Origin of the sequence: Micromonospora sp. NPDC049230 (genome assembly GCF_040647875.1) — a bacterium.
Lineage (GTDB): Bacteria > Actinomycetota > Actinomycetes > Mycobacteriales > Micromonosporaceae > Micromonospora.
This window is the reverse complement of record NZ_JBEZCZ010000008.1, coordinates 39,310-63,384: the sequence shown is the minus strand read 5'-3', so window position 1 is coordinate 63,384 and position 24,075 is coordinate 39,310. Positions and strand designations below refer to the sequence as shown.

The 24,075-nt window shown below is 72.5% G+C and carries 21 protein-coding genes and 1 riboswitch; of the genes, 13 read left to right on the top strand and 8 right to left on the bottom strand.

The window, feature by feature from the left end:
• Positions 1 to 5 precede the first annotated feature (5 nt).
• The 4 genes from AB0A95_RS09945 to AB0A95_RS09930 all read left to right on the top strand — a co-directional run bounded on the left by AB0A95_RS09945 (position 6) and on the right by AB0A95_RS09930 (position 3,745).
• On the top strand, positions 6 to 989 hold the full coding sequence (locus AB0A95_RS09945) for an alpha/beta hydrolase (protein WP_357555268.1): 984 nt from the start codon (positions 6 to 8) through the stop codon (positions 987 to 989).
• Complete coding sequence (locus AB0A95_RS09940) at positions 982 to 2,085, top strand: alpha-hydroxy acid oxidase (RefSeq protein ID WP_357555266.1); 1,104 nt, start codon at positions 982 to 984, stop codon at positions 2,083 to 2,085. Before AB0A95_RS09945 ends, AB0A95_RS09940 begins: the two co-directional genes overlap by 8 nt.
• Before the next feature lie 4 nt (positions 2,086 to 2,089).
• Positions 2,090 to 3,418 carry a PLP-dependent aminotransferase family protein gene (locus tag AB0A95_RS09935; RefSeq protein ID WP_357555265.1) on the top strand — a complete coding sequence of 443 codons (1,329 nt, stop codon included), beginning with the start codon at positions 2,090 to 2,092 and terminating at the stop codon, positions 3,416 to 3,418.
• Between the two features lie 75 nt (positions 3,419 to 3,493).
• Positions 3,494 to 3,745, top strand: a complete 252-nt coding sequence (locus AB0A95_RS09930; protein ID WP_357555264.1) for a hypothetical protein — start codon at positions 3,494 to 3,496, stop codon at positions 3,743 to 3,745.
• A gap of 186 nt (positions 3,746 to 3,931) precedes the next feature.
• Here the strand turns inward: AB0A95_RS09930 and AB0A95_RS09925 are convergent, their stop codons facing one another.
• Complete coding sequence (locus AB0A95_RS09925; RefSeq protein WP_357555263.1) at positions 3,932 to 5,368, bottom strand: glycine hydroxymethyltransferase; 1,437 nt, start codon at positions 5,366 to 5,368, stop codon at positions 3,932 to 3,934.
• A gap of 19 nt (positions 5,369 to 5,387) precedes the next feature.
• A riboswitch (ZMP/ZTP riboswitch) is annotated at positions 5,388 to 5,477 on the bottom strand.
• Positions 5,478 to 5,607: 130 nt separating this feature from the next.
• Here AB0A95_RS09925 and AB0A95_RS09920 point away from each other — a divergent pair.
• On the top strand, positions 5,608 to 6,414 hold the full coding sequence (locus AB0A95_RS09920; RefSeq protein ID WP_357555262.1) for an SDR family NAD(P)-dependent oxidoreductase: 807 nt from the start codon (positions 5,608 to 5,610) through the stop codon (positions 6,412 to 6,414).
• 60 nt (positions 6,415 to 6,474) lie between these two features.
• On the opposite strand, the gene AB0A95_RS09915 is transcribed toward AB0A95_RS09920, so the two are convergent.
• From AB0A95_RS09915 to AB0A95_RS09900, 4 genes are all read right to left on the bottom strand, one after another.
• Positions 6,475 to 6,975, bottom strand: coding sequence for a hemerythrin domain-containing protein (locus tag AB0A95_RS09915; RefSeq protein WP_357555261.1), 501 nt, complete (start codon positions 6,973 to 6,975; stop codon positions 6,475 to 6,477).
• Between the two features lie 80 nt (positions 6,976 to 7,055).
• Positions 7,056 to 7,925 (bottom strand): NAD(P)H-hydrate dehydratase, encoded by an 870-nt coding sequence (locus AB0A95_RS09910; protein WP_357555260.1) that lies wholly within the window; start codon positions 7,923 to 7,925, stop codon positions 7,056 to 7,058.
• Entirely contained in the window at positions 7,909 to 8,640 is a 732-nt protein-coding gene (locus tag AB0A95_RS09905) for a histidine phosphatase family protein (protein ID WP_357555258.1), read from the bottom strand. Before AB0A95_RS09905 ends, AB0A95_RS09910 begins: the two co-directional genes overlap by 17 nt.
• A gap of 43 nt (positions 8,641 to 8,683) precedes the next feature.
• Positions 8,684 to 10,243: a glycosyltransferase family 39 protein gene (locus AB0A95_RS09900; protein ID WP_357555257.1), complete on the bottom strand. Its 1,560-nt coding sequence runs from the start codon at positions 10,241 to 10,243 to the stop codon at positions 8,684 to 8,686.
• A 193-nt stretch (positions 10,244 to 10,436) separates the two neighbouring features.
• On the opposite strand from AB0A95_RS09900, the gene AB0A95_RS09895 reads away from it, so the two are divergent.
• The 4 genes from AB0A95_RS09895 to AB0A95_RS09880 are packed head-to-tail and all read left to right on the top strand — an operon-like array spanning position 10,437 to position 14,665.
• Entirely contained in the window at positions 10,437 to 11,327 is an 891-nt protein-coding gene (locus AB0A95_RS09895; RefSeq protein ID WP_357555256.1) for a glycosyltransferase, read from the top strand.
• A 23-nt stretch (positions 11,328 to 11,350) separates the two neighbouring features.
• Positions 11,351 to 12,328: an NAD(P)-dependent oxidoreductase gene (locus AB0A95_RS09890; protein WP_357555255.1), complete on the top strand. Its 978-nt coding sequence runs from the start codon at positions 11,351 to 11,353 to the stop codon at positions 12,326 to 12,328.
• A 22-nt stretch (positions 12,329 to 12,350) separates the two neighbouring features.
• The gene (locus AB0A95_RS09885; RefSeq protein WP_357555253.1) at positions 12,351 to 13,655 is read left to right on the top strand and encodes an acyltransferase; all 1,305 of its coding nucleotides are present in this window, start codon (positions 12,351 to 12,353) and stop codon (positions 13,653 to 13,655) included.
• Positions 13,656 to 13,693: 38 nt separating this feature from the next.
• Positions 13,694 to 14,665 (top strand): DNA primase small subunit domain-containing protein, encoded by a 972-nt coding sequence (locus AB0A95_RS09880; RefSeq protein ID WP_357555251.1) that lies wholly within the window; start codon positions 13,694 to 13,696, stop codon positions 14,663 to 14,665.
• A gap of 21 nt (positions 14,666 to 14,686) precedes the next feature.
• Here the strand turns inward: AB0A95_RS09880 and AB0A95_RS09875 are convergent, their stop codons facing one another.
• Together AB0A95_RS09875 and AB0A95_RS09870 are read right to left on the bottom strand one after the other, a co-directional pair.
• The gene (locus tag AB0A95_RS09875; RefSeq protein ID WP_357555250.1) at positions 14,687 to 16,858 is read right to left on the bottom strand and encodes an acyltransferase family protein; all 2,172 of its coding nucleotides are present in this window, start codon (positions 16,856 to 16,858) and stop codon (positions 14,687 to 14,689) included.
• A 74-nt stretch (positions 16,859 to 16,932) separates the two neighbouring features.
• Positions 16,933 to 17,406, bottom strand: coding sequence for an Lrp/AsnC family transcriptional regulator (locus AB0A95_RS09870; RefSeq protein ID WP_357555444.1), 474 nt, complete (start codon positions 17,404 to 17,406; stop codon positions 16,933 to 16,935).
• 106 nt (positions 17,407 to 17,512) lie between these two features.
• Here AB0A95_RS09870 and pdhA point away from each other — a divergent pair, with 106 nt between their 5' ends.
• From pdhA to AB0A95_RS09850, 4 genes are all read left to right on the top strand, one after another.
• Positions 17,513 to 18,712 carry a pyruvate dehydrogenase (acetyl-transferring) E1 component subunit alpha gene (gene pdhA / locus AB0A95_RS09865; RefSeq protein WP_357555443.1) on the top strand — a complete coding sequence of 400 codons (1,200 nt, stop codon included), beginning with the start codon at positions 17,513 to 17,515 and terminating at the stop codon, positions 18,710 to 18,712.
• Positions 18,709 to 19,713, top strand: coding sequence for an alpha-ketoacid dehydrogenase subunit beta (locus tag AB0A95_RS09860; RefSeq protein WP_357076912.1), 1,005 nt, complete (start codon positions 18,709 to 18,711; stop codon positions 19,711 to 19,713). Before pdhA ends, AB0A95_RS09860 begins: the two co-directional genes overlap by 4 nt.
• Positions 19,710 to 21,212 (top strand): dihydrolipoamide acetyltransferase family protein, encoded by a 1,503-nt coding sequence (locus tag AB0A95_RS09855; protein WP_357555248.1) that lies wholly within the window; start codon positions 19,710 to 19,712, stop codon positions 21,210 to 21,212. Before AB0A95_RS09860 ends, AB0A95_RS09855 begins: the two co-directional genes overlap by 4 nt.
• A gap of 164 nt (positions 21,213 to 21,376) precedes the next feature.
• Positions 21,377 to 23,056, top strand: a complete 1,680-nt coding sequence (locus AB0A95_RS09850) for a right-handed parallel beta-helix repeat-containing protein (protein WP_357555442.1) — start codon at positions 21,377 to 21,379, stop codon at positions 23,054 to 23,056.
• 24 nt (positions 23,057 to 23,080) lie between these two features.
• Here the strand turns inward: AB0A95_RS09850 and AB0A95_RS09845 are convergent, their stop codons facing one another.
• Complete coding sequence (locus AB0A95_RS09845; RefSeq protein WP_357555247.1) at positions 23,081 to 24,031, bottom strand: sugar phosphate isomerase/epimerase; 951 nt, start codon at positions 24,029 to 24,031, stop codon at positions 23,081 to 23,083.
• Positions 24,032 to 24,075 lie beyond the last annotated feature (44 nt).

The window sequence follows — 24,075 nt, the reverse complement described above, 5'->3', positions numbered from 1 at the left end:
GCGACATGGCAGTGCACCCGGAGGTGGCCGCGTACCGGGCGGCCCGTGCCGCGGCCGGCACCCCGCCGCTGTACGCGCAGACCCTCATCGAGGCGCGCACCGCGGACCTGGCCGCGATCCGCGCCGGCACCGGCGCGGTCGAGCCGGTGACCGAGGTACGCGACGAGCGGTTCCCCGGCCCCGCCGGGGAACTGCCCCTGCGCGTGTACCGGCCGGCCGGGTCGGGTCCGCTGCCTACCCTGCTGTACTTCTTCGGCGGCGGCTGGACCCTCGGCAGCATCGACACCGCCGACGGCATCTGCCGTCGCCTGGCCAATGCCGTGCCCTGCCAGGTGATCACCGTCGGCTACCGCCTCGCCCCGGAGCACCCGTTCCCGGCGGCGGTGCACGACTGCCACGCCGCCACCTCGTGGGTCGCCCGGCACGCCGACCGGCTGGGCGTGGACCCGACCCGGCTGGCGGTGGGCGGGGACAGCGCCGGCGGCAACCTGGCCGCCGCGGTCACCCTGCTCAGCCGGACGGACGGGCCCCCGCTCGCGGCGCAGCTGCTGGTCTACCCGAACACCGACCAGAGCGGCGAACCGGCCGGGGACGACGACCCGGCGCTGTTCAATCGTCGATCGGTCGCCTGGTACCGGGCGCACTACCTGGCCGACCCGGCACACGCCCGGGATCCGCTGGCGTCGCCGCTGCTCGCCGACGACCTGTCCGGGTTGCCGCCGGCGCTGGTGATCACCGCCGAGCTGGACCCCCTGCGCGTCGAGGGGCAGCGGTACGCCGAGCGGCTGCGCGACGCCGGTGTGTCCACCCGGTCGGAGCACTACCCGGGCATGATCCACGGGTTCTTCGCCATGCCGGCAAGCTTCACCGACGGACGGCGGGCACAGGGGAGCGCGGCGGCGTTCCTCCGCGAGCGCTTCGGCCTGTCGGGCGGGCCCGGGTTCGACGTGGCTGGCGCGCCAACGGGCACGGCGGCGGGCGATGGGTGAGCGGGTGCTGGCCGACCTGCCGGCCGTGGCGCTCGCCGACTACGCCGAGCGGGCGCGGGCCGTGCTGCCACCGGACGTGTGGGACTACGTGGCCGGCGGCAGCGCCTCCGAGGTGACCCTCGCCGCGAACCGTCGCGCGCTGGACCGGGTCGCGGTGCTGCCCCGGGTGCTGCGCGGGGTGGACACCGTCGACCTCGGCACCCACCTGCTCGGTCGTCGGTACGCCATGCCGGTCGGGGTGGCGCCGATGGCGTACCAGCGGCTGCTGCACCGGGACGGGGAGCGGGGTCTCGCGGCGGCGGCCGGTGCGGCCGGGATCCCCTACCTGGCGAGCACGCTGGGCAGCACACCCATCGAACAGGTCACCGGGGCGGGCGCGGACGTCTGGTTCCAGCTCTACTGGCTGCGTGACCGGGCCCTCGTCCGGGACCTGCTGGACCGGGTCGTCACGGCCGGGTGTCGGGCGCTGGTGGTCACAGTGGACGTGCCGGTGCTCGGCAGACGTCCCCGGGACCTACGCAACGCGTTCCGGCTGCCGGCCGAGGTGGTCGCCGCGAACCTCCCCGACGGTCGGGACGCGCTGGCGCACTCCGGTGCGCCAGGGGTGTCCGCGATCGCCGCGCACACCGCCGCGTCGTTCGCGCCGGCGCTGCGCTGGGCGGACCTGGCGTGGCTGCGCGAGCAGGTCGACCTGCCGCTGGTGGTCAAGGGGCTGTTGGACCCGCGCGACGCGACCGAGGCGGTACGGATCGGCGCGGACGCGGTGGTCGTCTCCAACCACGGCGGGCGGCAACTGGACGGCTCGCCGGCAAGCGTCACCATGCTGCCGGAGGTCGTCGACGCGGTCGGGGACGGCTGCCGGGTGCTGCTGGACAGCGGCATCCGGGGCGGCACCGACGTGCTGCGGGCGCTGGCGTTGGGCGCGGCCGGGGTGCTGGTCGGCAGGCCGCTGCTCTGGGCCCTCGCAGCCGGTGGCGAACCGGCCGCCCGGCACGCGTTGGCGCTGCTGGCCACCGAGCTGACCGACGCGCTCACCCTGGCCGGCTGTGCCGACGTGGCGGCAGCCCGCGGGCTGCGCACCCTCGGGGTGGACTGAGGGGATGACCGCCGCCGAACCCGTCGACCTGACCGTCGCCGACCTGCACCCGGCGCTTGGTGATCCGGCGTTGACGTCGATGAACTTCCTCAACGAGGTTTCCGAGCGCTACCCGGCGGCGGTGTCCCTCGCGGCCGGCCGACCGTACGAGGAGTACTTCGACCTGGCGGCGGTGCACCGGCACCTGGACACGTTCCACCGGCACCTCGTCGACGACCTCGGGCACTCGCCCGAGCAGGCCCGGCGACTGCTGCTCCAGTACGGCCGGACGAAGGGCATCGTGCACCACCTGATCGCCCGCAACCTCGCCGTCGACGAGGGGATCACCGTCGACCCGGAGGACGTCGTGGTGACTGTCGGCTGCCAGGAGGCGATGTTCCTGGTGCTGCGGGCGCTGCGGGCCGGGCCGACGGATGTGCTGCTCGCTGTCGCACCGACCTACGTCGGGCTGACCGGGGCGGCCCGGCTGGTGGACCTGCCGGTGTGGCCGGTCGCCGGTGGGTCGTCCGGGGTCGATCTGGCCGATCTGGCCGCCCAGGCACGCCGCGTACGGGCGGCCGGGCTGCGGCCGCGCGCCTGCTACCTGATGCCGGACTTCGCCAACCCCTCCGGGGCCAGCATCGACACCGCCCACCGGCGGCGGCTGCTGGACCTGGCCGCCGAGGAGGACCTGCTGCTGTTGGAGGACAACCCGTACGGGCTCTTCCACAGCGACGACGGACCGCGCCCGCCCACCCTCAAGGCGTTGGACACCCGACGGCGGGTCGTCTACCTCGGCTCGTTCGCCAAGACCGTGCTTCCCGGCGCGCGGGTCGGGTACGTGGTCGCCGACCAGCGGGTGGCCGGCCCGGGCGGACGGGTCGGCCCGCTCGCCGACCAGCTCGCCATGATCAAGAGCATGGTCACGGTGAACACGTCGCCGATCGCGCAGGCGGTGATCGGCGGCCGGCTGCTGGAGCACGGATGCAGCCTGGTGGCCGGGAACACTCGGGAGCGGGCCGCGTACACCCGGAATCTGCGTCACCTGGTGGCCGGTCTGACCCGGCGCTTTCCGGCCGTGCCCGAGCGGCCGGCGGCGGTGCGCTGGACGGTGCCGGCCGGAGGGTTCTTCGTCGTGGTGACAGTGCCGTTCCCGGTCGACGACGCGTTGCTGGACCGCTCGGCGCGCGACTACGGGGTGCTGTGGACGCCGATGGCGCACTTCTACGACGACACCGCGCCGGTCCGCGCGTTGCGGTTGTCGGTCAGCGCGGTGACACCCGAGCAGATCGACGTCGGGCTGGATCGCCTCGCGGAGCTGATCACCGACGAGTTGGCCCGTCGAGCGGGTTGACACATCGCGTTCACCGGATGGCAACGCGCGACGGCCGGCGTACCGTCGTCCTGGGTGGACGGTCATAATGACCGCATGGTTGCCTGGGAGTACGCCCTGCTCGTCCGCCGCTATCAGGGACAGGGCCGCAATTTTCATGTGTCGTTCGTCTGGTACGCCCCGGACGGGTCCCGCAATGACATCACCGCCTTCGGTGACACCGCCATCGCGCACCTCAACCGCGCCGGCCGGGAGGGGTGGGAGCTGGTCTCCGCGGCCGAAGACGTGAACAACGTCCAGGGCAGCACCGAAGTGCACCGCTACCACCTCAAGCGCCCCCTGGCCTGACGGTCGCCGGCCCAGCGACAGCCCCGCTGCCGCCCCGCCCCGCCCCCGCCCCCGCCCGCGTCGCCCCCGCCCGCGTCGATCATGGAGTTGTGGTGGTGGACGAAAGTCGTGCACCAGCCCGTATCGGGCACCACAACTCCATGATCGACGAGAGCGGCCGGGCGGGGTCGGGGCGGGGCGGGGCGCTCAGCTCAGGTCGACGCCGGGGTAGAGGGGGTGCGGGGCCAGCAGGTCGGTCGCCTGCTGGGCGATCTTGTCGGCCAGGTCGGCGTCGAGGTTGTACCTCGCCTTGGACGGGGTGCCGTCGGCGTTGGCGCCGGCCGTGGTGTGGGCCAGCACGGTGTGGATCAGCTCCGCGGTCTGGTCCATCTCCGCGGTGCCGAGGCCCCGGGTGGTCAGCGCCGGGGTGCCGATCCGGATGCCGGACGTGTACCAGGCCCCGTTCGGGTCCTGCGGGACCGAGTTGCGGTTGGTGACGATGCCCGAGTCGAGCAGCGCCTGCTCGGCCTGCCGGCCGGTGAGCCCGTAGCCGGACACGTCGATCAGCACCAGGTGGTTGTCGGTGCCGCCGGTGACGAGCTTCGCGCCCCGGCGCAGCAGCCCCTCGGCGAGAGCCTGCGCGTTGTCAACGATCCGCTGCGCGTAGTCGGCGAAGTCGGGCCGGCGGGCCTCGGCGAGGGCGACGGCCTTGGCGGCCATCACGTGCGGCAGCGGGCCACCGAGCACCATCGGGCAGCCCCGGTCGACCTGGTCGGCCAGCTCCGGCTGGCAGAGCACCATGCCGCCGCGCGGGCCGCGCAGCGACTTGTGGGTGGTGGTGGTGACGATGTGCGCGTGCGGCACCGGGTCGAAGTCGCCGGTGAACACCTTGCCGGCCACCAGGCCGGCGAAGTGCGCCATGTCGACCATGAAGGTGGCGCCGACCGAGTCGGCGATCTCCCGCAGGATCCGGAAGTTCACCTTCCGGGGGTACGCCGAGTAGCCGCCGACCAGGATCAGCGGCTTGAACTCGCGGGCCGCCTCGGCGACCCGGTCGTAGTCGATCAGGCCGGTCGCCGGGTCGGTGCCGTAGCTGCGCTGGTCGAACATCTTGCCGGAGATGTTCGGCCGGAAGCCGTGGGTGAGGTGGCCGCCGGCGTCCAGCGACATGCCGAGCATCCGCTGGTTGCCCAGCTCGCGGCGCAGCGCGAACCAGTCGGCCTCGGTGAGGTCGTTGACCTGGCGGACCTGCGCCTTCTTCAGCGCGGGGGACTCCACCCGGTCGGCCAGCACCGCCCAGAACGCGACAAGGTTGGCGTCGATGCCCGAGTGCGGCTGCACGTACGCGTGCGCGGCGCCGAACAGCTCCCGGGCGTGCTCGGCGGCGAGCGCCTCGACGGTGTCGACGTTCTGGCAGCCGGCGTAGAAACGGCGGCCCACGGTGCCCTCGGCGTACTTGTCGCTGAACCAGTTGCCCATGGCCAGCAGCGTCGCCGGGGAGGCGTAGTTTTCGCTGGCGATGAGCTTGAGCGACTCCCGCTGGTCGGTCAGCTCGGCGCCGATGGCGTCGGCCACCCGCGGCTCGACGGCTCGGATCACCTCGAGGGCACTCCGGAATGCGGTGGACTCGGCGTTGTGCGACATGCGACCTCCAACAGACGTGCGGGAAGGCCCAGGCGCTCGGCAAACGTCCTCGTGACGGGGCCGCTCCCCGATGGTTGTCCATCCCCACGCGCCAGTAACGGCCCGCGCCGATCCTACCGGGCCGTCCGGGGCCGTCCCGGGCGACCTCCGTACGCCGCGCGTCGGAAGGGTTGGACGGCCGACGTCGGGGCACAGGTGGGGGAGATGCCACCGCCACCGGCAGGAGAGGAGTCCCCATCATGACCACACCGACCTCCGAGCGGCCGCTCGCCGTGGTGACCGGAGCGTCCAGCGGAATCGGGTACGAGTTGGCAGTGCGGTTCGCCGAGCACGGGTTCGACCTGATCGTGGCCGCCGAGGACGACGGCATCTCGGCGGCGGCCGAGAAGCTGCGCCGCGACGGCGGCCCGCAGGTCCAGCCGGTCCGCGTCGACCTGGCCCGCGAGCCGGGCGTGGAGGAGTTGGCGTCGACGATCGCCGCCACCGGGCGCCCGGTGGACGCCCTGGCGCTCAACGCCGGGCGGGGCGCCGGCGGGGCCTTCGTCGGCGGCACCGACCTGCGCGACGAGTTGGAGATCGTCGACCTCAACGTGCGCTCGACGGTGCACCTGGCCAAGCGGCTGCTGCCCGGCATGGTCGAGCGGGGCGCGGGCCGGGTGCTGTTCACCTCGTCGATCGCCTCCACCATGCCGGGGCCGTTCCAGGCGGTCTACAACGCCTCGAAGTCGTTCGTGCAGTCGTTCGCCGAGGCGCTGCGCAACGAGCTGAGGGACACCGGTGTCACGGTGACCGCGCTGATGCCCGGGCCGACCGACACGGAGTTCTTCGAGCGTGCCGACATGCAGGACACCCGGGTGGGCTCCGGCTCCAAGGACGACCCGGCGAAGGTCGCCGCGCAGGGCTTCGAGGCGCTGATGCGAGGTGACCAGACGGTCACCGCCGGCTCGTTGCTGAACAAGGTGCAGACCGCCGCCGGGAAGATCATCCCGGACAGGCTCAAGGCCGAGCAGCACCGGCACATGGCCGAGCCGGGTTCGGGCGACTGACCCCCGGCACACGACGAGGGGCCCGGCGTCGTGCCGGGCCCCTCGGTGTACGCGACCGACTCAGGCCGTCACCGCGTCCATCGCCTTCTTGATCGCCTTCGGCGCGGTGGGGGTACGCGGCGCGTCGGCCCGCAGCGCGATCATCCGCTCGCCGATCTCCTGGAGTTGCTTACGACCCAACGCGTCGCGGACCTTGGGGAACCACTCCTCCTCTTCCTCCTCGACGTGGTGGGTGACGTTCTCGATCAGCACCGTCGTCTTGGCGTTGAAGCGTTCGTCGTCGGCGTCCATGCTGGCCAGCTCGGCGCAGAGCACGTCGGCCACGTGATGCTCCTCGTACGACTCGAGGATGTCGTCCTCCAGGTCGGGCAGCAGGCGGCGGACCTCCGGGTACATCACCTCGTTCTCGAGGTACGTGTGCACGGTGAGGGCCTCCAGAATCTGGTCCACCAGCTTCTGCCGCTGGCTCGCCGGGCCCTCCTCGGCATCCTGGAAGGCTTTGAACAGGCGACGCATCTCCTTGTGGTCCTCTTTGAGCAGGACGATGGCATCTGTCGACACGGGTGTGACCTCCCTGGATCTCGTCTGGTGGGGTGATCGGTACCCAGGTGGTCGGCGCGGAAACAACGGATATGGGTGGATCAGACCATCGCCAACGTGCGGGGGATCTCGTCGAGCAGTTCCCGGGCGAGGAAACCGATCCGGCCGTAGCGGGGGATCAACCGCTGGCCGCTCACCGCGTGCGAGAACGAACCCCAGCAGGCGGCCTGCGCCGGGTCGGCGCCCCGGGACAGCAGCCCCGCCAGCAACCCGGCGAGCACGTCCCCACTGCCGGAGGTGCCCAACCCGGCGTCGCCGCTCTCCTCCCGCCACCCTCGGCCGTCCGGCGCGGCCACGTGCCCGTAGAGCGAGACGACCGCCTCGTACCGGCCGGCCAACTCGGCGGCCTCGGCGTCCAGGTCGTCGCCCGGGTCCCGGCCGAGCAGGTGCCGGGCCTCGGTGAGGTTCGGGGTGAGCACCACCGGCCGGCCCGAGCCGACCAGCAGGTCCGGTGCGTGACTGAGCGCACCGAGGGCGTACGCGTCGAGCACCAGCGACGTCTGCGGCCGGGCGGCCTCCAGGACCAGGCTCAGCAACCTGTTGGTCTCGTCGATCGCCTTCAGCCCCGGCCCGAGAGCCACCACGTCGGCCTGGGCGACCAGCTCGTCGAGCTGCCCGTCCCGGTCGGCGGCGACCGCGCCGTCGCGAGTCTCCGGCAGCCCGACCACCAGCGCCTCGGGCACCTGGATGCTCAGCGTGGCGGCGGTGGACTCGGCGGCGGCGAGCTGGAGCACCCCGGCGCCGGCGCGCAGCGCGGCCACCCCGGCGAGCAGCACCGCACCGGGGGTGAAGCGGGACCCGCCGACGACGAGCACTGTGCCCCGGCTCTCCTTGCCGCCGACCGGCACCGGTAGCGCCCAGTCCCGCAGCAACGCCGGCGTGATCACCTTCACCTCAGACCGGTTCGGCATGGATCTCGTCCTCCCTGGTCGGCTGGGCGCCCTGCCGGTGCAGGTGGCCGACCTCGTTGAATCCGCCCAGGACCAGCCGGTCCCGCGCGTCGGCGGACCAGTCGGTGATCGAGCAGTTGGCGATCACGTGCTCGCGGGTCAGCGCCATCAGGTCCGCCTCGGTCAGCCCCTCCACCAGATAGCGCAGCAGAAAGACGAGCGCGTCGTGGCCGAAGAGCAGGACCCGCTGGCCCTCGTGGTCCCGGCGCAGGTCGCCGAGCAGCGTGCGCAGCCGCAGCGCCACGTCGGTCCAGGACTCCCCGCCGGGCGGACGGTAGTAGAACTTGCCGAGCCGGGCCCGCCGCTCGGCCTCGTCGGGATACCGCCGGCGGACCCCGTGCCCGGTCAGGCCGTCGAGGATGCCCAGCTCCCGGTCGCGCAGCCGCTCGTCGCGGCTCACCGGCACCCCGGTGCCGTGCAGCGCCAACTCGGCGGTGTTGACCGCCCGCAGGTACGGCGAGACCACCGCGACGTCCGGCCGGCGGTCCGCGGGCAGCCCGGCCAGCCAGCGGCCGGTGGCCCGCGCCTGCTCCTCGCCGGTGGGGGAGAGCGGCACGTCGGCGTCGCGGTGACTGAGCCCGATCAGCTCCTCGCCGGACGCCTCGGCGTGCGTCGCCGCCACGTTCGCGGTGCTCTCACCGTGCCGGATGATCCAGAGCGTTGCCAGTTCCGCCATGCCGACCCCCTACCCGGGGGCCGGCGGCGGTAATCGCGCCCGCTCAGCCGCGCCGTTGCAGCAGGGCGACGGTCATCCCGGTCACGTGGGTCAGCTGGGCCAGTTGGTACCGCTCGCCGAGGACGGCGGCCGCCTTCTTCGACAGCCCGGTCATCGGTGTGTCGGTGACCGTCGGCTGCACCAACCACAGCCGTGGCTCGTCCCGCAGGCAGCTCGCCGGGTCGGCGCAGTCCGCGGCGAACAGCTCGTTGCGCTGGGCCGCGGTCCGCGCCTGGAACACGTTGCGCGGGGAAACGTCCGCCGGGAGGTAGTACCGGACGCCGGGCTCGGTCAGCCACCACCAGACGTCGCCCACGACGAGGCCGTCACCGGGCTGGTAGCCCGCCTCGATGACCCGTGCCGCCTGCGAGTAGGACAGTGGCTCGAAGGCCCTCGCCCGGGGGTAGGTGTACCAGCCGTGCGAGTACTCCCCGCGCATCGCGAGCTGACCGGGCACGGACAGCGCGGCCACGACCACCAGCCCGGCGGCCACCAGCGGGGTACGGCGCAGCACGGCGAGCCCCGAGCCGGCCAGGACCGCCCAGGCCGGCAGCAGGAACAGCAGGTACTTGGAGAAGAAGTAGTTGATCTCGCCGGTCGAGGCCACCAGGATCACCGGCACCGGCAGCACCGCGACAAGCGTCGCGCTCACCGTCCGGGTCAGGGCGTCGCGGCGCAGGTGGGTCAGCAGACCGATGGTGGCCAGCGCGGTCACCGCGGCGGCGAGCAGCGTCGAGCCGTACGCCTGCTCCCAGACCGTCCAGGGCGAGCTGTCCGGGATCCAGCTGATCTGCCGCCCCGCCTGTTTCATCCCCCGCAGGATCACCGGCGCGGCGAGCGCCACCCCGCCGAGGGCGGCGAGCGGGAACCAGGCCAGCGACCACCAGGCGCGTTTGCGCCAGCAGTGGAGCAGGACGGCGGTGCCGTGCCCGACCAGGAGGGTCAGCGCGACCACGTTGACCAGGCCGATGCCGGCCACCGCGAGGGTGTACGCCGCCCAGCGCAGCAACCCGGGCCGCTCCAGCGCGCGGAGCAGGAACAGGGTGGCCGCCGCCGCGGCGAGGACGACGAAGGCGTACGAGCGGGTCTCCTGCCCGAACCGGGTGACGGTGGGCACGAGGGCGAACACGAACCCGGCGGCGACACCCGTCGGGTGGTCGAACAGCCGCCGCCCCGCCAGCGCCACGCAGGCGGTGGCCAGGGTCATCGCCAGCGCCGACGGCAGGCGTACCGCGATGGGGCCGGTGCCGAACAGCGTCGTCCAGGCGTGCATGAACAGGTAGTAGGCCCCGTGCACGGCGTCGACGTTGGCCAGCATGCCCCGGATCTGCCCGGTGGAGCGGGTCGCCACGTCGATGGTGACCAGCTCGTCGTGCCACATCTCCGGGCTGCCGAGCCGCCACCCGACGGCGACCGCGGCGAACGCCGTCGGCCAGAACCAGACGCTGAGCGCCAGCCGGCGGGCGAGCGGGACCGGCCGGCGGTCCGGCCCGGTGGGCGGGGGAGGACTCCCCGCGTCGGTCTGCGCGGGCTGCGCGTCAGTGGCAACGGCGCGGTTCGACATCGGCGTCCGATCGGGGGGCGGGTTACGGGGCGCGACGATGATAGCGCCCACGAGGGCCGGCTCCCGCGCGTGATCGGCCCGATCCGGGAGCGTGCCCGCTCGGTTCGGCGATGGCCGATCGTGGGGACGGGCCTGATAATGTGGCCGCGCCCGTCGAGCATTTCCACCACGCACAGTGAGGCCAACCGACCCAATGATTGTCGACATTATGCTGCCGTACTACGGAAGCGTGCCCCTCATGCAGGCGGCGGTGCGCAGCGTGATGGCGCAGAGTGACCCGGGTTGGCGTCTCACAGTGGTCGACGACGGCACCGAGCCGGGCGTGCCGGAGTGGTTCGCGGGCATCGACGACGAGCGGGTCCGCTACCAGCGCAACGAGCGCAATCTGGGGATCACCCGCAACTACCGCAAGTGCGTCGGTCTCGCCGAGCACGAGTACCTGGTGATGATGGGCACCGACGACATCATGCACCCCAACTACGTCGCCACAGTGCGATCGGTGATCGAGCAGTACCCGGGCGTCGGCATGGTCCAGCCGGGGGTCGAGATCATCGACGCCGAGGGCACGGTGGTCAACACCATCGTCGACCAGGCGAAGCGGCGGATCTACGCCCCCCGGATCGACTCCCGCGAACTGATGGGAGGTGAGGACCTGGCGGCCAGCCTGCTGCGGGGCTGCTGGTTCTACTTCCCGTCGATCTGCTGGCGGACGGACGCGCTCAAGGCCGTCGACTTCCGCGAGGAGTTCCAGGTCATCCAGGACCTGGCCCTGGTGATCGACCTGATCCAGCGCGGTGAGCAGATGGCCGTCGACGACACCCTCTGCTTCCAGTACCGGCGGCACGCGGTCAGCAAGTCCGCCGCCGACGCGGTCAACGGCTCCCGGTTCACCGAGGCGCGGGCGTTCTTCCTCGACGTCGCCCGCCGGATGGACGAGCAGGGCTGGCCGCGCGCGGCCCGCGCGGCCCGCAGCTACACCTCTTCTCGCCTACACGCCATCACCCTGCTGCCGACGGCTGTCCTCTCCGGCAAGATGGCCGGCGTGCGCAGCCTGTCCCGGCACGCGTTCGGGCCGGGCCGATGACCGACGACAGCCAGGGGGACGCCATGACCGTCAGACCACGACGTCCGGCGGAGGACGCGGCGCCGCAGCCGGTGCGGGTGGTGGTGCTCGGCGGCACCGGCTTCCTCGGCCGACCGATCTGCCGCGCGCTGGCCGACCAGGGCCACTCCGTTGTCGCTGTCGCGCGTACCCCGAAGACGATCGGCCCGGGTGTCGAGGTCCGCGCACTGGACCTGGCCGCCGCCGACGTCGACGAGATCAGCGCGGTGCTGCGTGACCTCGACCCGGACGTGGTGATCAACGCGGCGGGCGGGATGTGGGGTCTGTCCGAGGCCCAGATGCTCGCTGTCAACGTCACGCTCGTCGAGCGGCTGGTGCAGGCGGCGGGCCGACTGCCCGGGCGGGTCCGGGTGGTCCAGATGGGCAGCGTGCACGAGTACGGGCTGGTCCCGGTGGACACGTCGATGCCCGAGCAGTTGACCCCCGCGCCGGTGATGCCGTACGGCGAGTTCAAGCTGCGCTGCACCGAGGCGATCACGGCGGCGGACCGGCAGGGTCTGATCGAGGGCGTCACGCTGCGGGTCGGCAACGTCATCGGCGCCGGCCAGCCGGGGCACAGCCTGCTCGGGGTGGTCGCGGGCCGGCTGCGCGACGCCCAGCGGGCCGGTACGCGGGCCCGGCTGGAACTCGCTCCGCTCGGCTCCCGGCGTGACTTCATCGGCCTCAGCGACGTGGTCGCCGCCGTGCTGCTGGCCGCGACCCGCCCCGACGCGCCCGGCCGCGTGATCAACATCGGTCGGGGGGTGGCGGCCAGCGCGCGTGATATGGTCCGGCTCCTCATCGACGTGAGTGAGGTGCCGACCGATCTGGTCGAGGCCGAGCAGACCGGCCCCGCCGAGACCAGCTGGCAGCGACTGGACGTCAGGTTGGCTGCCGAGGTGCTCGGCTGGTCGCCGAGCGACGACCTGCACACCGAGATGAAGCAACTGTGGGAGCACGCCGGCGCCGAGGTGCCCGCCTGATGCCGAGAGGTTTCCTGACCGTATGACAACCCCCGCCCTCATTCGGTCCCGTGGCACGTTGGCCGACCTGCTCTCTGGCCGGAGCAACGGCATCGGGCTGATCCGGCTCTGCCTCGCCGTCGGCGTCGTGCTGTCGCACTCCAAGCCGCTCGGCTTCGGTGCCGCCGACCTCGGCTACACCCTGACCGGTCGGCAGACCAACGTCGGCACCATGGCCGTGTACGGCTTCTTCGTGCTCTCCGGCCTGCTGATCACCCGCAGCGCCCGGCGTACCGGCCTGATCCGCTACGCCTGGCACCGCGCCCTGCGGATCCTGCCCGGTCTCTGGGTCTGCCTGCTGATCACCGCGCTGGTGATCGCCCCGCTCGTCGCGTTGCGCGAGCACGGCACCACCGCCGGCTACTTCGACAATCCCGGGGAGCCGGGCGGCCCGCTGGCCTACCTGCGCGGCAACTGGTGGACAGGTGTCGAGCAGTACGGCATCCACGACCTGTTCATCCAGTCCACCCCGTGGGGTCGCAAGACCAGCACCAGCGTCTTCAACGGCGCGCTGTGGTCACTGAAGTACGAGATGTTCTGCTACGTCGTGGTGGGCGTGCTGGCGGCGACCGCCGTGCTGCGCCACGCCCGCCGGTTCGTGCTGGTCCTGACCGTCGTGCTCTACCTGAGCATCCTTCAGGACTGGGTGAACACCGGGCAGATCAGCGGCCCGGCGTCGACGGCGGGCTGGACCTTCGATGCGCCACTGGTCGGCCCGATGAGCTTCCACTACATCGTCTACCTCGGCTTCCTCTTCGCCCTCGGCGCGACCTTCGACCTCTACCGGGAGCGGGTGCCGATCAGCGACGTGCTGGGCATCGGCGCGGCGGTGGCGCTCGGGTTGTCCCTGCTCGTCGGTGGGTTCTTCGTCATCGGGCTGCCCGCGTTCGCGTACCTGCTGGTGTGGCTGTCGGTGCGGCTGCCGCGCCAGGTGCACTGGGTGGGCCGCAAGAACGACTACTCGTACGGCATCTACATCTACGGGTTCATCTTCCAGCAGTTGATGGCCAGCCTCGGCTGGAACCGTTGGGGTTACGTGCCGTTCGCGGCCATGTCGGTCGCTGTCGCCTTCGCCGCCGCGTTCCTGTCCTGGAAGCTCGTCGAGCAGCCGGCGCTGCGGTTGAAGGACTGGACGCCGGGCTTCGTGGCCCGCCGGTCGTCGCAGCGGGTGCCCGTCGAACAGCAGACCGCGGTGGCCGAGGAGCCGCCCTCGACGCCGCCGGCGCAGGTCGGCGGTCCGACCGAGGAGCTGCCACAGCAATCCGCCACGCTGGTTCCCGGCCGCTAGGGCCTACGTGCCCGCCCCCGAGCCGTACGCTCGGGGGCGTGGCCACGGCGGCGGAGGAGATCCAGGTGGGGGAGCGGCTGGTCCGCGTCTCCAGCCCCGACAAGCCGTACTTCCCGGAGCTGGGGCTCACCAAGTTGGACGTGGTGCGCTACTTCCTCTCCGTTGGTGACGGGGTCCTGCGCGCGTTGCGGGACCGGCCGACGATGCTGGAACGCTGGCCGCGTGGCGTCTTCGAGGGCGCGACGATCGCCACCCGGCAGACCAACCGGGGCGACGCGTTCTACCAGAAGCGGCTGCCGGCGGGCGCGCCCGAGTGGGTGCGCACCGCGCACATCACCTTCCCCAGTGGCCGGACCGCCGACGAGGTCGCGCCCAGCGAGTTGGCAGTGGTGATCTGGGCGGCCAACCTGGGCACCCTGCGGTTTCACCCCTGGCCGGTCACCGCGGCCGACGTGGAACGCCCCGACCAGTTGCGCATCGACCTCGACCCGATGCCCGGCGTCGGTTTCGAGCAGGTGGTGCCGGTGGCCCGCGAGGTCAACGCGTTCCTGGCCGAGCTGGGCATGACCGGCTACCCGAAGACCACCGGCGGGCGGGGCCTGCACGTCTACCTGTCGATCGAGCCGCGGTGGAGCTTCGGCGAGTGCCGTCGGGCGGTGCTCGCGTTGGGCCGGGAGATGCAGCGCCGGCTGCCGGAGCTGGTCACCACCACCTGGTGGCGCGACAAGCGGGACCGCCCGGTCTTCGTCGACTACAACCAGATGTCGCGGGACCACACGATGGCCTCGGCGTACTCGATCCGACCGACGCCCCAGGCTCTGGTGTCGACACCGCTGACCTGGGCGGAGCTGGACGACGCCCGGCCGGAGGACTTCGACGTGCGCACCGTGCCGGCCCGCTTCGCCGAGCGCGGCGACCCGCACGCCGGCCTGGACGGCGACCGGCACTCGTTGGCGCCGCTGCTGGAGTTGGCCGACCGGGAGGGGCTGGAGGCCCCACCCGAACGGTGAGGTCCGGCCCGGCCCGGCGGGTCACAGGTCGGCGAGCACGGGCTTGAGCGCGGCGCCCACCTGGGGTGCGAGGGTCGTCGAGTAGGTGGCGCTCAGGTGGTGCGCGTCGCGCCACACGAGCACGCCGCCGATGACGGGGGCGCACCGGTCCGCGGGGCAGATCCAGTCGTTCAGGTCGATCAGGTGGGCGCCGGTCAGCCCCTCGGCCGCCTCTTCCTGAGCGGGACCGCCCCCGCGACCCAGGACCTCGTCCCGGCTGTCGGCGCACTTCGTCAGGCGGTTCGGGTTCTTCGACACGCACTCGGCGACGTCCTTCAGGTGCAGCGGCGTGTCCCGCAGCACCACCACCGGCATCTTCTCCGCGATCATGCCGCTCCACGTCTCGCGCAGCTCGCGGACCAGCGCGGACCGCCATTTGGACGTGGGCTCGCCGTGGACCGGGTACTCGGCGTTGGTCACGACCAGCAGGTCGGGGCGACCCGCGCCGAGCAACGTCTCCCGCACCTTTCTGTTCCACTCCGTGCATGAGGTGTAGGGCCTGCCGTTCAGGGAGATCTCCGCCGTCAGGAACGGGCAGCCGCCCTTGGTGTAGGTGGCGAGGCGCCACCCGTTGGTCTCCGCCGCCAGTCGCATGGCGGGGACCCACTGATCGGCATGGGAGTCGCCGGCGAGCGCGATCGTGGTCGCCGAGTTCATCTTCCCGTAGACGCACACCTCCGGCGTCGCGGACTCCAACGACACGTGGCAACTCTTCGTCGCCTGCAACAGCGGCGCGTCCTGGGCCGCCCGCGCCGGCTGGGGCGTGATCGAGTCGACGGTGTCGACGGGCACCCCGGCCCGGCTGGTGCGGGGGGATGCGCCGAGCGCCGCCGCGCCCGGCGCGGCCGGTGGCGTCGTCTGCGCGGAGCCGCCGGGCACCTGGCCCATGATGACCGACGACGGTGGCGTCGTACCCGCCGACGACGGGATGGCCAGTTGGAACGTCAGGCCGGCCAGCGCTGCCACACCGGTGCAGACGGCCCCGATGCGCAGGGCGGAGGTTGGCCGGTCGGCGAGGGTCGGTGACCGGCGCACCGGGTTCTCGATGAAGTGGTACGTGAGCGCGGCGGGGACCGCCGAGGCGGCCACGACGGCGAGCGCGGGGCCAACGCCGAGGTCACCGAACTGCGCCTGCGCGGCGACCAGCACCGGCCAGTGCCACAGGTACAGCGAGTAGGAGATCCCACCGACATAGCGCAGCGGCTGGCGGCCCAGCAGCAGGACGGGTCCGGCGCGGCCGGCGGCCGGCCCGAACGCGATCACCGTGGCGGTGCCGAGGGTGGGGCCGAGCGCGGCGTAGCCGGGGAAGCCGGCCTCGGTGGTGATCAGCGCGGCCGAGGCGCCGACGGCGATCAGCCCGGCCCAGGCCAGCGGCACTGCCACCAGGCGCGGTGACCGGCGCAACCAGATCGCCGTGACGGCGACGGTGCCGCCGAGGGCCAGCTCCCACATGCGGGTGGTGGTGACGAAGTACGCCGACGGGTCGGTCGGCGAGACGTACAGCGCCCAGGCGAACGAGGGGACCGCGATCAGCGCCAACCCGAGCAGGTAGAGGCCGCGGCCACCATGCCCCCGGCGGCGGGCGAACCACCCGAGCGCGATCAGCAGCAGCGGCCACACCAGGTAGAACTGCTCCTCGACGGCGAGGGACCAGAAGTGCTGGGCGATGCTCGCGGCGTCGTTGGCGGCGACGTAGTCGGCGGACTGCTCGGCCAGCCGCCAGTTCATGGCGTAGCAGGCGCTGGCGATGACGTCCCAGGCGGTGGACGACCAGCGGCCACGGGGCAGGAAGACGTAGGTGAGCACCAGGGTCGCGAGCAGGACTGTCGCGGCGGCCGGGAGCAGACGCTTCGCCCGTCGGGCGTAGAAGTCGGTGAGCGAGAGCCGTCCACGGTTGTCGAGTTCCTCCAGCAGCAGACCGGTGATGAGAAAGCCGGAGATCACGAAGAACACGTCGACACCGACGAAACCGCCGGGCAGGTACGGCACTCCGGCGTGACCGAGGAGCACCAGCAGCACTGCCACTGCCCGCAGGCCCTCGATGTCCCCGCGGAAGGACCGCCCGCCGGTCGACGTCGGCCTTGTCGACGTCGGCCGGGTCGGTGGCGGGGCGGCTACCCTGGCCTGCTCCCACAACTCATTCGATATAGCCACGTCGCGGATAGTAGCGGCGTTCTGCGGTGATTCGGCTGTTTCGTCATCGTGCTAATGAATTCGTGTTATGGCCCCTACCGCCAGGGGCTCTGCGTTCCGCCGAACTCCTCGAAGACGAGCCAGGACCGCGTCGACAACACCCCGGCGATGCGCTGCACCCGGTCCAACACCACGTCCCGCAGGGCGGCGTTGTCCGGGGCCCGGACCAGGGCCAGCACGTCGTGTTCGCCGCTGAGCAACGCCACATGCTCGACGTAGCGCACCCGGGCCAGCTCGGCCGACACCTCCCGCCAGGTGTTCTGCTCGATCGTCAACGCCATGTACGCCGAGGTGCCCAACCCGGCCGCCTCGGGCGCCACCTGGGCGTGGAACCCGGTGATCACCCCGTCGCGCAGCAACCGCTCCACCCGCGCGTACGCGTTGGTGCGGGAGATGTGGATCCGTTCGGCGAGGGTGCGCACCGACGTCCGCCCGTCCCGGACCAGCTCGTCGAGGATCCGCCGGTCCACCTCGTCGAGGGCTCGTACCGATCGTCCCGATCCCGCCACCCGGTCTGCGTCCTCGCCGGTCTCCTGGCTCACTGGTAGTCCCTCCGCATGCCAACCGTCCCGCCTTCTGCGTGGATCTTGAGTCAATCATCCGACAGGCGGAAGCATAGGCTCACCACACGTCCCAGGAGGTTCCGCCGTGACGACCACTCCCCAGGCGGTCCGCAGGGCATCCCCGCGTTCGCGTCGAGCGGTCACCCCGCCCGACCCCGCGCGCCCGCTGCTGCCGAACACCGAACCCGTCCGCCTGCTCGACCCGACCGGCACGCCGCTGCCCGCCCGCGGCGACTATCCGGAGCCACCCGTCGAGGTGCTGCGCGAGTTGTACCGCCGGATGGTGCTCGGCCGCCGGTTCGACACCCAGGCGACAGCGCTGACCAAGCAGGGCCGGCTGGCCGTCTACCCCTCCTCGCGGGGCCAGGAGGCGTGCCAGGTCGGCGCGACGCTCGCGGTCCGCGACACCGACTGGGTCTTCCCCACCTACCGTGAGTCGATGGCGCTGGTTGCCCGGGGCATCGACCCGGTCGAGGTGCTCACCCTGCTGCGCGGCGACTGGCACTGCGGCTACGACCCGACCGAGGTTCGCACCGCGCCGCAGTGCACCCCGCTCGCCACCCAGTGCGTGCACGCCGCGGGTCTCGCGCACGGCGAGGCGTACCAGGGTCGCGACACAGTGGCGCTGGCCTTCATCGGCGACGGCGCCACCAGCGAGGGCGACTTCCACGAGGGAATGAACTTCGCCGCCGTGTTCAAGGCGCCGGTCGTCTACTTCGTGCAGAACAACAGGTACGCCATCAGCGTCCCGCTGTCCCGGCAGACCGCCGCGCCGTCGCTGGCCTACAAGGGCGTCGGCTACGGCGTACCCAGCGAGCAGGTCGACGGCAACGACCCGGTGGCGGTGCTCGCCGTGCTCACCCGCGCGGTCGCGCACGCCCGAGCCGGCAACGGGCCGTTCCTCGTCGAGGCGCACACGTACCGGATGGAGCCGCACACCAACGCCGACGACGCCAGCCGCTACCGCGACGGCGCCGAGGTCGACGCCTGGCGTGACCGCGACCCGATCGCCCGGCTGGAGACCTACCTGCGGGCCCGCGGGATCCTCGACGACGCGGCGATCGCCGCTGTCGCCGAGCAGGCCGAGGCGTACGCGGCGGACCTGCGGACCCGGATGAACGAGCAGCCCAGCGTCGACCCGTTGAGCCTGTTCGACCACGTCTACGCCGAGCCCACCCCGCAACTCGTCGAACAGCGCGAGCTGGTCCGCGCCGAGCTGGCCGCCGCTCGCGACGAGGAGGGGGACGCCTGATGGCCACCACCATGGCGAAGGCGCTCAACACCGCGCTCGCCGACGCGCTCGCCGCCGACGACCGGGTCGTCGTCTTCGGTGAGGACGTGGGCGCGCTCGGCGGCGTCTTCCGGATCACCGACGGCCTCCAGGCCCGCTTCGGCGAGGACCGCTGCTTCGACACCCCGCTCGCCGAGGCTGGCATCGTCGGGTTCGCCGTCGGCCTGGCCATGTCCGGTCTGCGGCCGGTGGTCGAGATGCAGTTCGACGCGTTCGCGTACCCGGCGTTCGAGCAGATCGCCTCGCACGTGGCTAAACTGCGCAACCGCACCCGGGGCGCGCTGAGCGTGCCGATCGTGATCCGGGTCCCGTACGCGGGCGGCATCGGCGGGGTCGAGCACCACTGCGACTCGTCCGAGGCGTACTACGCGCACACCCCCGGTCTGAAGGTGGTCACCCCGGCGACGGTCGAGGACGCGTACTCGCTGCTGCGTGAGGCGATCGACGACCCCGACCCGGTGGTCTTCATGGAGCCCAAGAAGCTCTACTTCGGCAGCGCCGACGCGGCCCTGCCGACCCGGACCGAGCCGTTCGGCCGGGCCGTCGTGCGCCGCCCGGGACGCGACGCCACACTGGTGGCGTACGGGCCGGCGGTGCCTGTCGCGTTGGAGGCCGCCGAGGCCGCCCGCGAGGAGGGCTGGGACCTGGAGGTGGTGGACGTGCGCACCATCGTGCCGTTCGACGACGACACCATCGCCGCCTCGGTCCGCCGCACCGGCCGTTGCGTGGTGATCCAGGAGGCGCAGGGCTTCGCCGGGGTCGGCGCGGAGATCGCCGCCCGGGTGCAGGAGCGCTGCTTCCACGCGCTGCACGCCCCGGTGCTGCGGGTCGCCGGGCTGGACATCCCATACCCGGCGCCGATGCTGGAGCACACCCACCTGCCCGGCGTGGACCGGGTGCTCGACGCGGTGGCCCGACTCCAGTGGGACGACCAGCCGGACGCGCGTTGGGCGGCGGCATGACCACAGTCGAACGGACCCAGGTCTTCCTCCTGCCCGACCTGGGCGAGGGGCTGAGCGAGGCCGAGATCGTCGAGTGGCGGGTCGCCGTCGGCGACGTGGTCACCGTCGACCAGAGCGTGGTCGAGGTGGAGACCGCGAAGGCGGTCGTGGACGTGCCGTGCCCGTACGCCGGCCGGGTCGTCACCCTGCACGGCGCGGCCGGTGAGGTACGCCCGGTCGGCCAGCCGCTGATCACCATCGCGCCGCTGGACGGCGGCGACGAGCCCGCCGGGCACGCCACCTACCGCGAGGAGGAGCGGGCCGGCTCCGGCAACGTGCTGATCGGCTACGGCACCGGCCACGGCGGCGCCACCCGCCGTCGACGCCGACCTCGGCTGACGCTCGCCCCCGAACCGGCCGACGCCACGCCGACCGACACCGCGCGGACCGATGGTGCCGCCGCGACGGGCGGTGCTACCCCGACCGGTGGTGTTGCCCCGACCGGTGCTGCCCCGACCGGTGGTGTTGCCCCGACCGGTGCTGCCCCGACCGGTGGTGGCGCTCCGACCGGTGGGATCCGCGCGGCTGCCGGCGGCTCCCCGGGCGCGGGCGACGCGCCCGGGGACCCAGTACGGCCGACCGCCCTGGTCATCTCGCCGATCGTGCGGCGGCTGGCCCGGGAGCGTGGTGTCGACCTGAACGCGGTGCGGGGCTCCGGGCCCGGCGGGGTGATCCGCCGTGCCGACGTGGAGGCGGCGCCGACCGTGCCCGCCGCCCGGCTCGCCGCCGTGCCGGACGCGCCCGCCGTGCCGGTGCCGTCCGGGGACGGCGACGTGATCGTGCCGCTCACCGGCGTTCGCAAGGTCATCGCCGACAAGCTCTCCCGCAGCCGGCGGGAGATCCCCGAGGTGACCATCTGGGTCGACGTGGACGCCACCGGGCTGCTGGAGACCCGGGCCGCGATCAACGCGGCGACGCCCGACGCGCCGGTGAGCATCCTGGCCCTGCTGGCCCGGATCTGCCTCAGCGGGCTACGCCGGTTCCCGCAGCTCAACGCCCGGGTCGACACCGAGGCGCAGCAGATCGTCCAGTCCGCGGGCGTGCACCTCGGCATCGCCGCCCAGACCGACCGGGGTCTGCTGGTGCCGGTGCTGCGCGACGCCCAGCGACTCACCACCGCCGAGCTGGCCGCCGAACTGGCGGCGACCACCGCCGCCGCGCGGGCGGGCAGCCTGCCACCGGCCCGGCTGACCGGCGGCACGTTCACCCTCAACAACTACGGGGTGTTCGGCGTCGACGGCTCCACACCGATCATCAACCACCCCGAGGCGGCGCTGCTCGGGATCGGGCGGATCGTGGACAAGCCATGGGTGGTCGACGGGCAACTCGCGGTTCGCAAGGTGACACAGCTCAGCCTCACCTTCGACCATCGGGTCTGCGACGGCGGGGTGGCCGGTGGCTTCCTGCGGCACGTCGCCGACTGTGTGGAGCGCCCCGCGCTGCTGATCGCCGCCGTCTGAGCCGCGTGCCCCGGCCCCGGCGCTGCCCCCTGCGGCGCGCCGGGGCCGGCGCGCGTCCGGGTTTCCCCGGCAGGTCGTCGTGCCGGGGGTTTCCCGGCGGTGTGATCGGGAAGTCGGCCCCGCCGGAGCGCACCGAACGCGTCGAAGGGAGCCAGCCCGTGGCCGTGGCGAACGAACTGCTACTGAACTCGGTCCGGGTACGGCGGCCCGCCTCGGCCGGCGCGCCCCTCTACTGCGACGCGCTGGAGTACGGGCTGACCGGCGACGGCGCCACGAACGACCAACCGGCGCTTGCCGCCCTCGTGGACCGTCTCGGCGCCGGGTACGCCTCGGACGGGCGGGCCCGGGTCATCTACTGCCCGCCGGGCATCTACTCGATCCGGGACGCGGGCACGGTGTGGCGCAGCGGAGTGTCACTGGTCGGGGCAGGCCCGGCGGCGACCCGGTTCATGCTCAGCAACGAGGGCAACCGGGCCGATCCGACACCGTTGGCCTTCTGGACCACAGTGCAGCACGGTGCCGACCGGGACCGGCACATCGCCGACTGCACCTTCTCCGACTTCCAGATCGACGGCTCCGGCGTGGCGATGGCCGAGTACAACTACCTGGCCAAGGGCCTCGGTCTCCAGTACGTGGTGCGGGGGGTGTTCCGCAACCTCTACATCCACCACACGGCGGCCACCGGGCTGGGCTGCGACTTCCTCCAGGACTCCCTGATCGACGGCGTGGTGGTGGTCGGCTGCGGCCGACTGGACAACGGCGAGCAGATGGGCGGCGCCGGCATCGGGGTCGGCATCGGCGGCTGGGGCACTGTGGAGCGGCTGACCATCGCCAACTGCACCACGCTTGCCAACGGCACCAACGGAATCTTCCTGGAGTTGCAGAAGGACTTCTGGGCGCCGCCGCGCGGCTACCGCATCATCGGCTGTCACAGCCAGGGCAACCGGTTCGGCATCTCCGACTGGGGCGCCGACGGTCTGATCGTCTCGGCCTGCACCATGACCGGCAACCTGGAGACCGGCTTCGACGTGTCGGCGCAGGGAACCTCGTCGGTGGCCGGTCGGGGTGGGCTGCTCACCGACTGCGTCATCGACGGCAACATGCGCGACGGGGTCAGCATCGGCAACAGCCCCGGCCCGTACACGGTGCGGGGCAACCGGATCAGCGGCAACGGTCGACACGGCTACCACGCGCACAACCTCGGACGCGGCTACCAGGGCTCGGTCCGGGACGTCGTCATCGAGAGCAACGAGTTCTGGGGCAACGGCCTGGACGCGGTCCGGATCGACCACCAGATGACCGACGCGGTGCTGCTCAACAACCGGATCCGCAACAACGGCCGGCAGTGTGCCCAGGGCGCCGGCGGGATCGGCGACGCCGTCCGCTACAGCGAGCGGTGCCTGGTGGACCGGTCGGCCAACTGGCCGCACGACGGGCACCGGGGCAAGGTCCTGCGGGTCGGACGCGCCGTGGCCATGGTCGCCTCCAACACCGGCGACGAACTCACCCTCGCCCCGGTACGCCCCGACGGGTTCACCGCCTGGAGCGGGGACGTGCCGCCGCCCGGCTGCGGATACGAACTGTCTCCCGCACCCCAGCGGCGGGCCGGGATCACGATCGACGCCGCGTTCGACTCGGCAACGGTCCGCGGCAACCGGATCTGGGACAACCACGACGAGCAGACCCAGACGCACGGGCTGTGGATCACCGAGCGCGGCAGTTGTGTGGACTGCCGGGTCGAGGACAACGACCTGGCCGGCAACGTCGGCGACGGGATGCTGCTGGACACCCCGCCGGTGGGCGGACGCTGGCGGGACAACCACGTCGACAGCGACTGGAGCTGAGCGCCGACGCCGGCCAGCGGTGTTTCAGTACCGAAGTGAGGCGAGATAGTCGAAGCCGACCCGAGCGGTGTCCAGGGCGTCGGCGGGGGAGCGGGGCGTGGTGCCCGCGTCGTCGCGTTCCACGATGTACTCCTCGATGCCGGCCTCCCGCTCGTGGGCGAAGATGCGGCCGAAGTCGACGACACCGTCGCCGAGGTCGGCGAAACCGCCCTCGACGTCGAGGTCCTTGACGTGCACCTGGCGGATCCGGCCGCGGTTGGCCCGGATCACGTCGACCGGGTCGTGCGCGCCCCGCCACGTCCAGTAGAGGTCGAGCTCGAAGTGGACCAGGCGCGGGTCGGTCTGCCCGGTGAGGATCTCGAAGCCGGTCGAGCCGTCGGTCAACGGCACGAACTCCAGTTGGTGGTTGTGGTAGCCGAAGTCGAGCCCGGCGCGTTCGGCCAACCGGCCGGCCTTGTTCAGGTCGCGCGCCAGGGCCCGGTAGACGTTGGGGTCCCGGATCGCCTGACCGCTGGCGTCCCGACCGAAGTACGGGTGGACGATCTTCTCGCAGCCCACGATGTTGGCGTCGGCGAGGGACTGCTCCCAGGTGGCGGCGTCGAAGGGCTGCGGGATGCCGGTGTGCCCGGAGGTGGACCGCAACCCGGCCTCGTCGAGCGCCGCCCGGAACTGCGCGGCGGTGCGTCCGACGAATCCGGCGTGCTCCACCCGCCGGTAGCCGATCCGGCGCAGCGCGTCCAGGGTGCCGGGCAGGTCGGCGGCGAGCTGGTCACGCAGCGTGTAGAGCTGGATGCTGATCCGGTCGACCGGCACCCGACGTCGGCCCTGGGACTGCCCGGCTGGCGCGGCGGTGGCCGGGCCGGCGAGCAGACCGGCGGCGCCGGCGGCGGCGGCGGAGACGGTCGCGGCGCGCAGCACTCCGCGCCGGCTGATCGACTCGGACGCCGATATCGGACGGTTGAGCTGTTGATCCATGGTGGTGGTCCCTTCCTGACGGCAGGTACGCCGTCGGCGGCGGT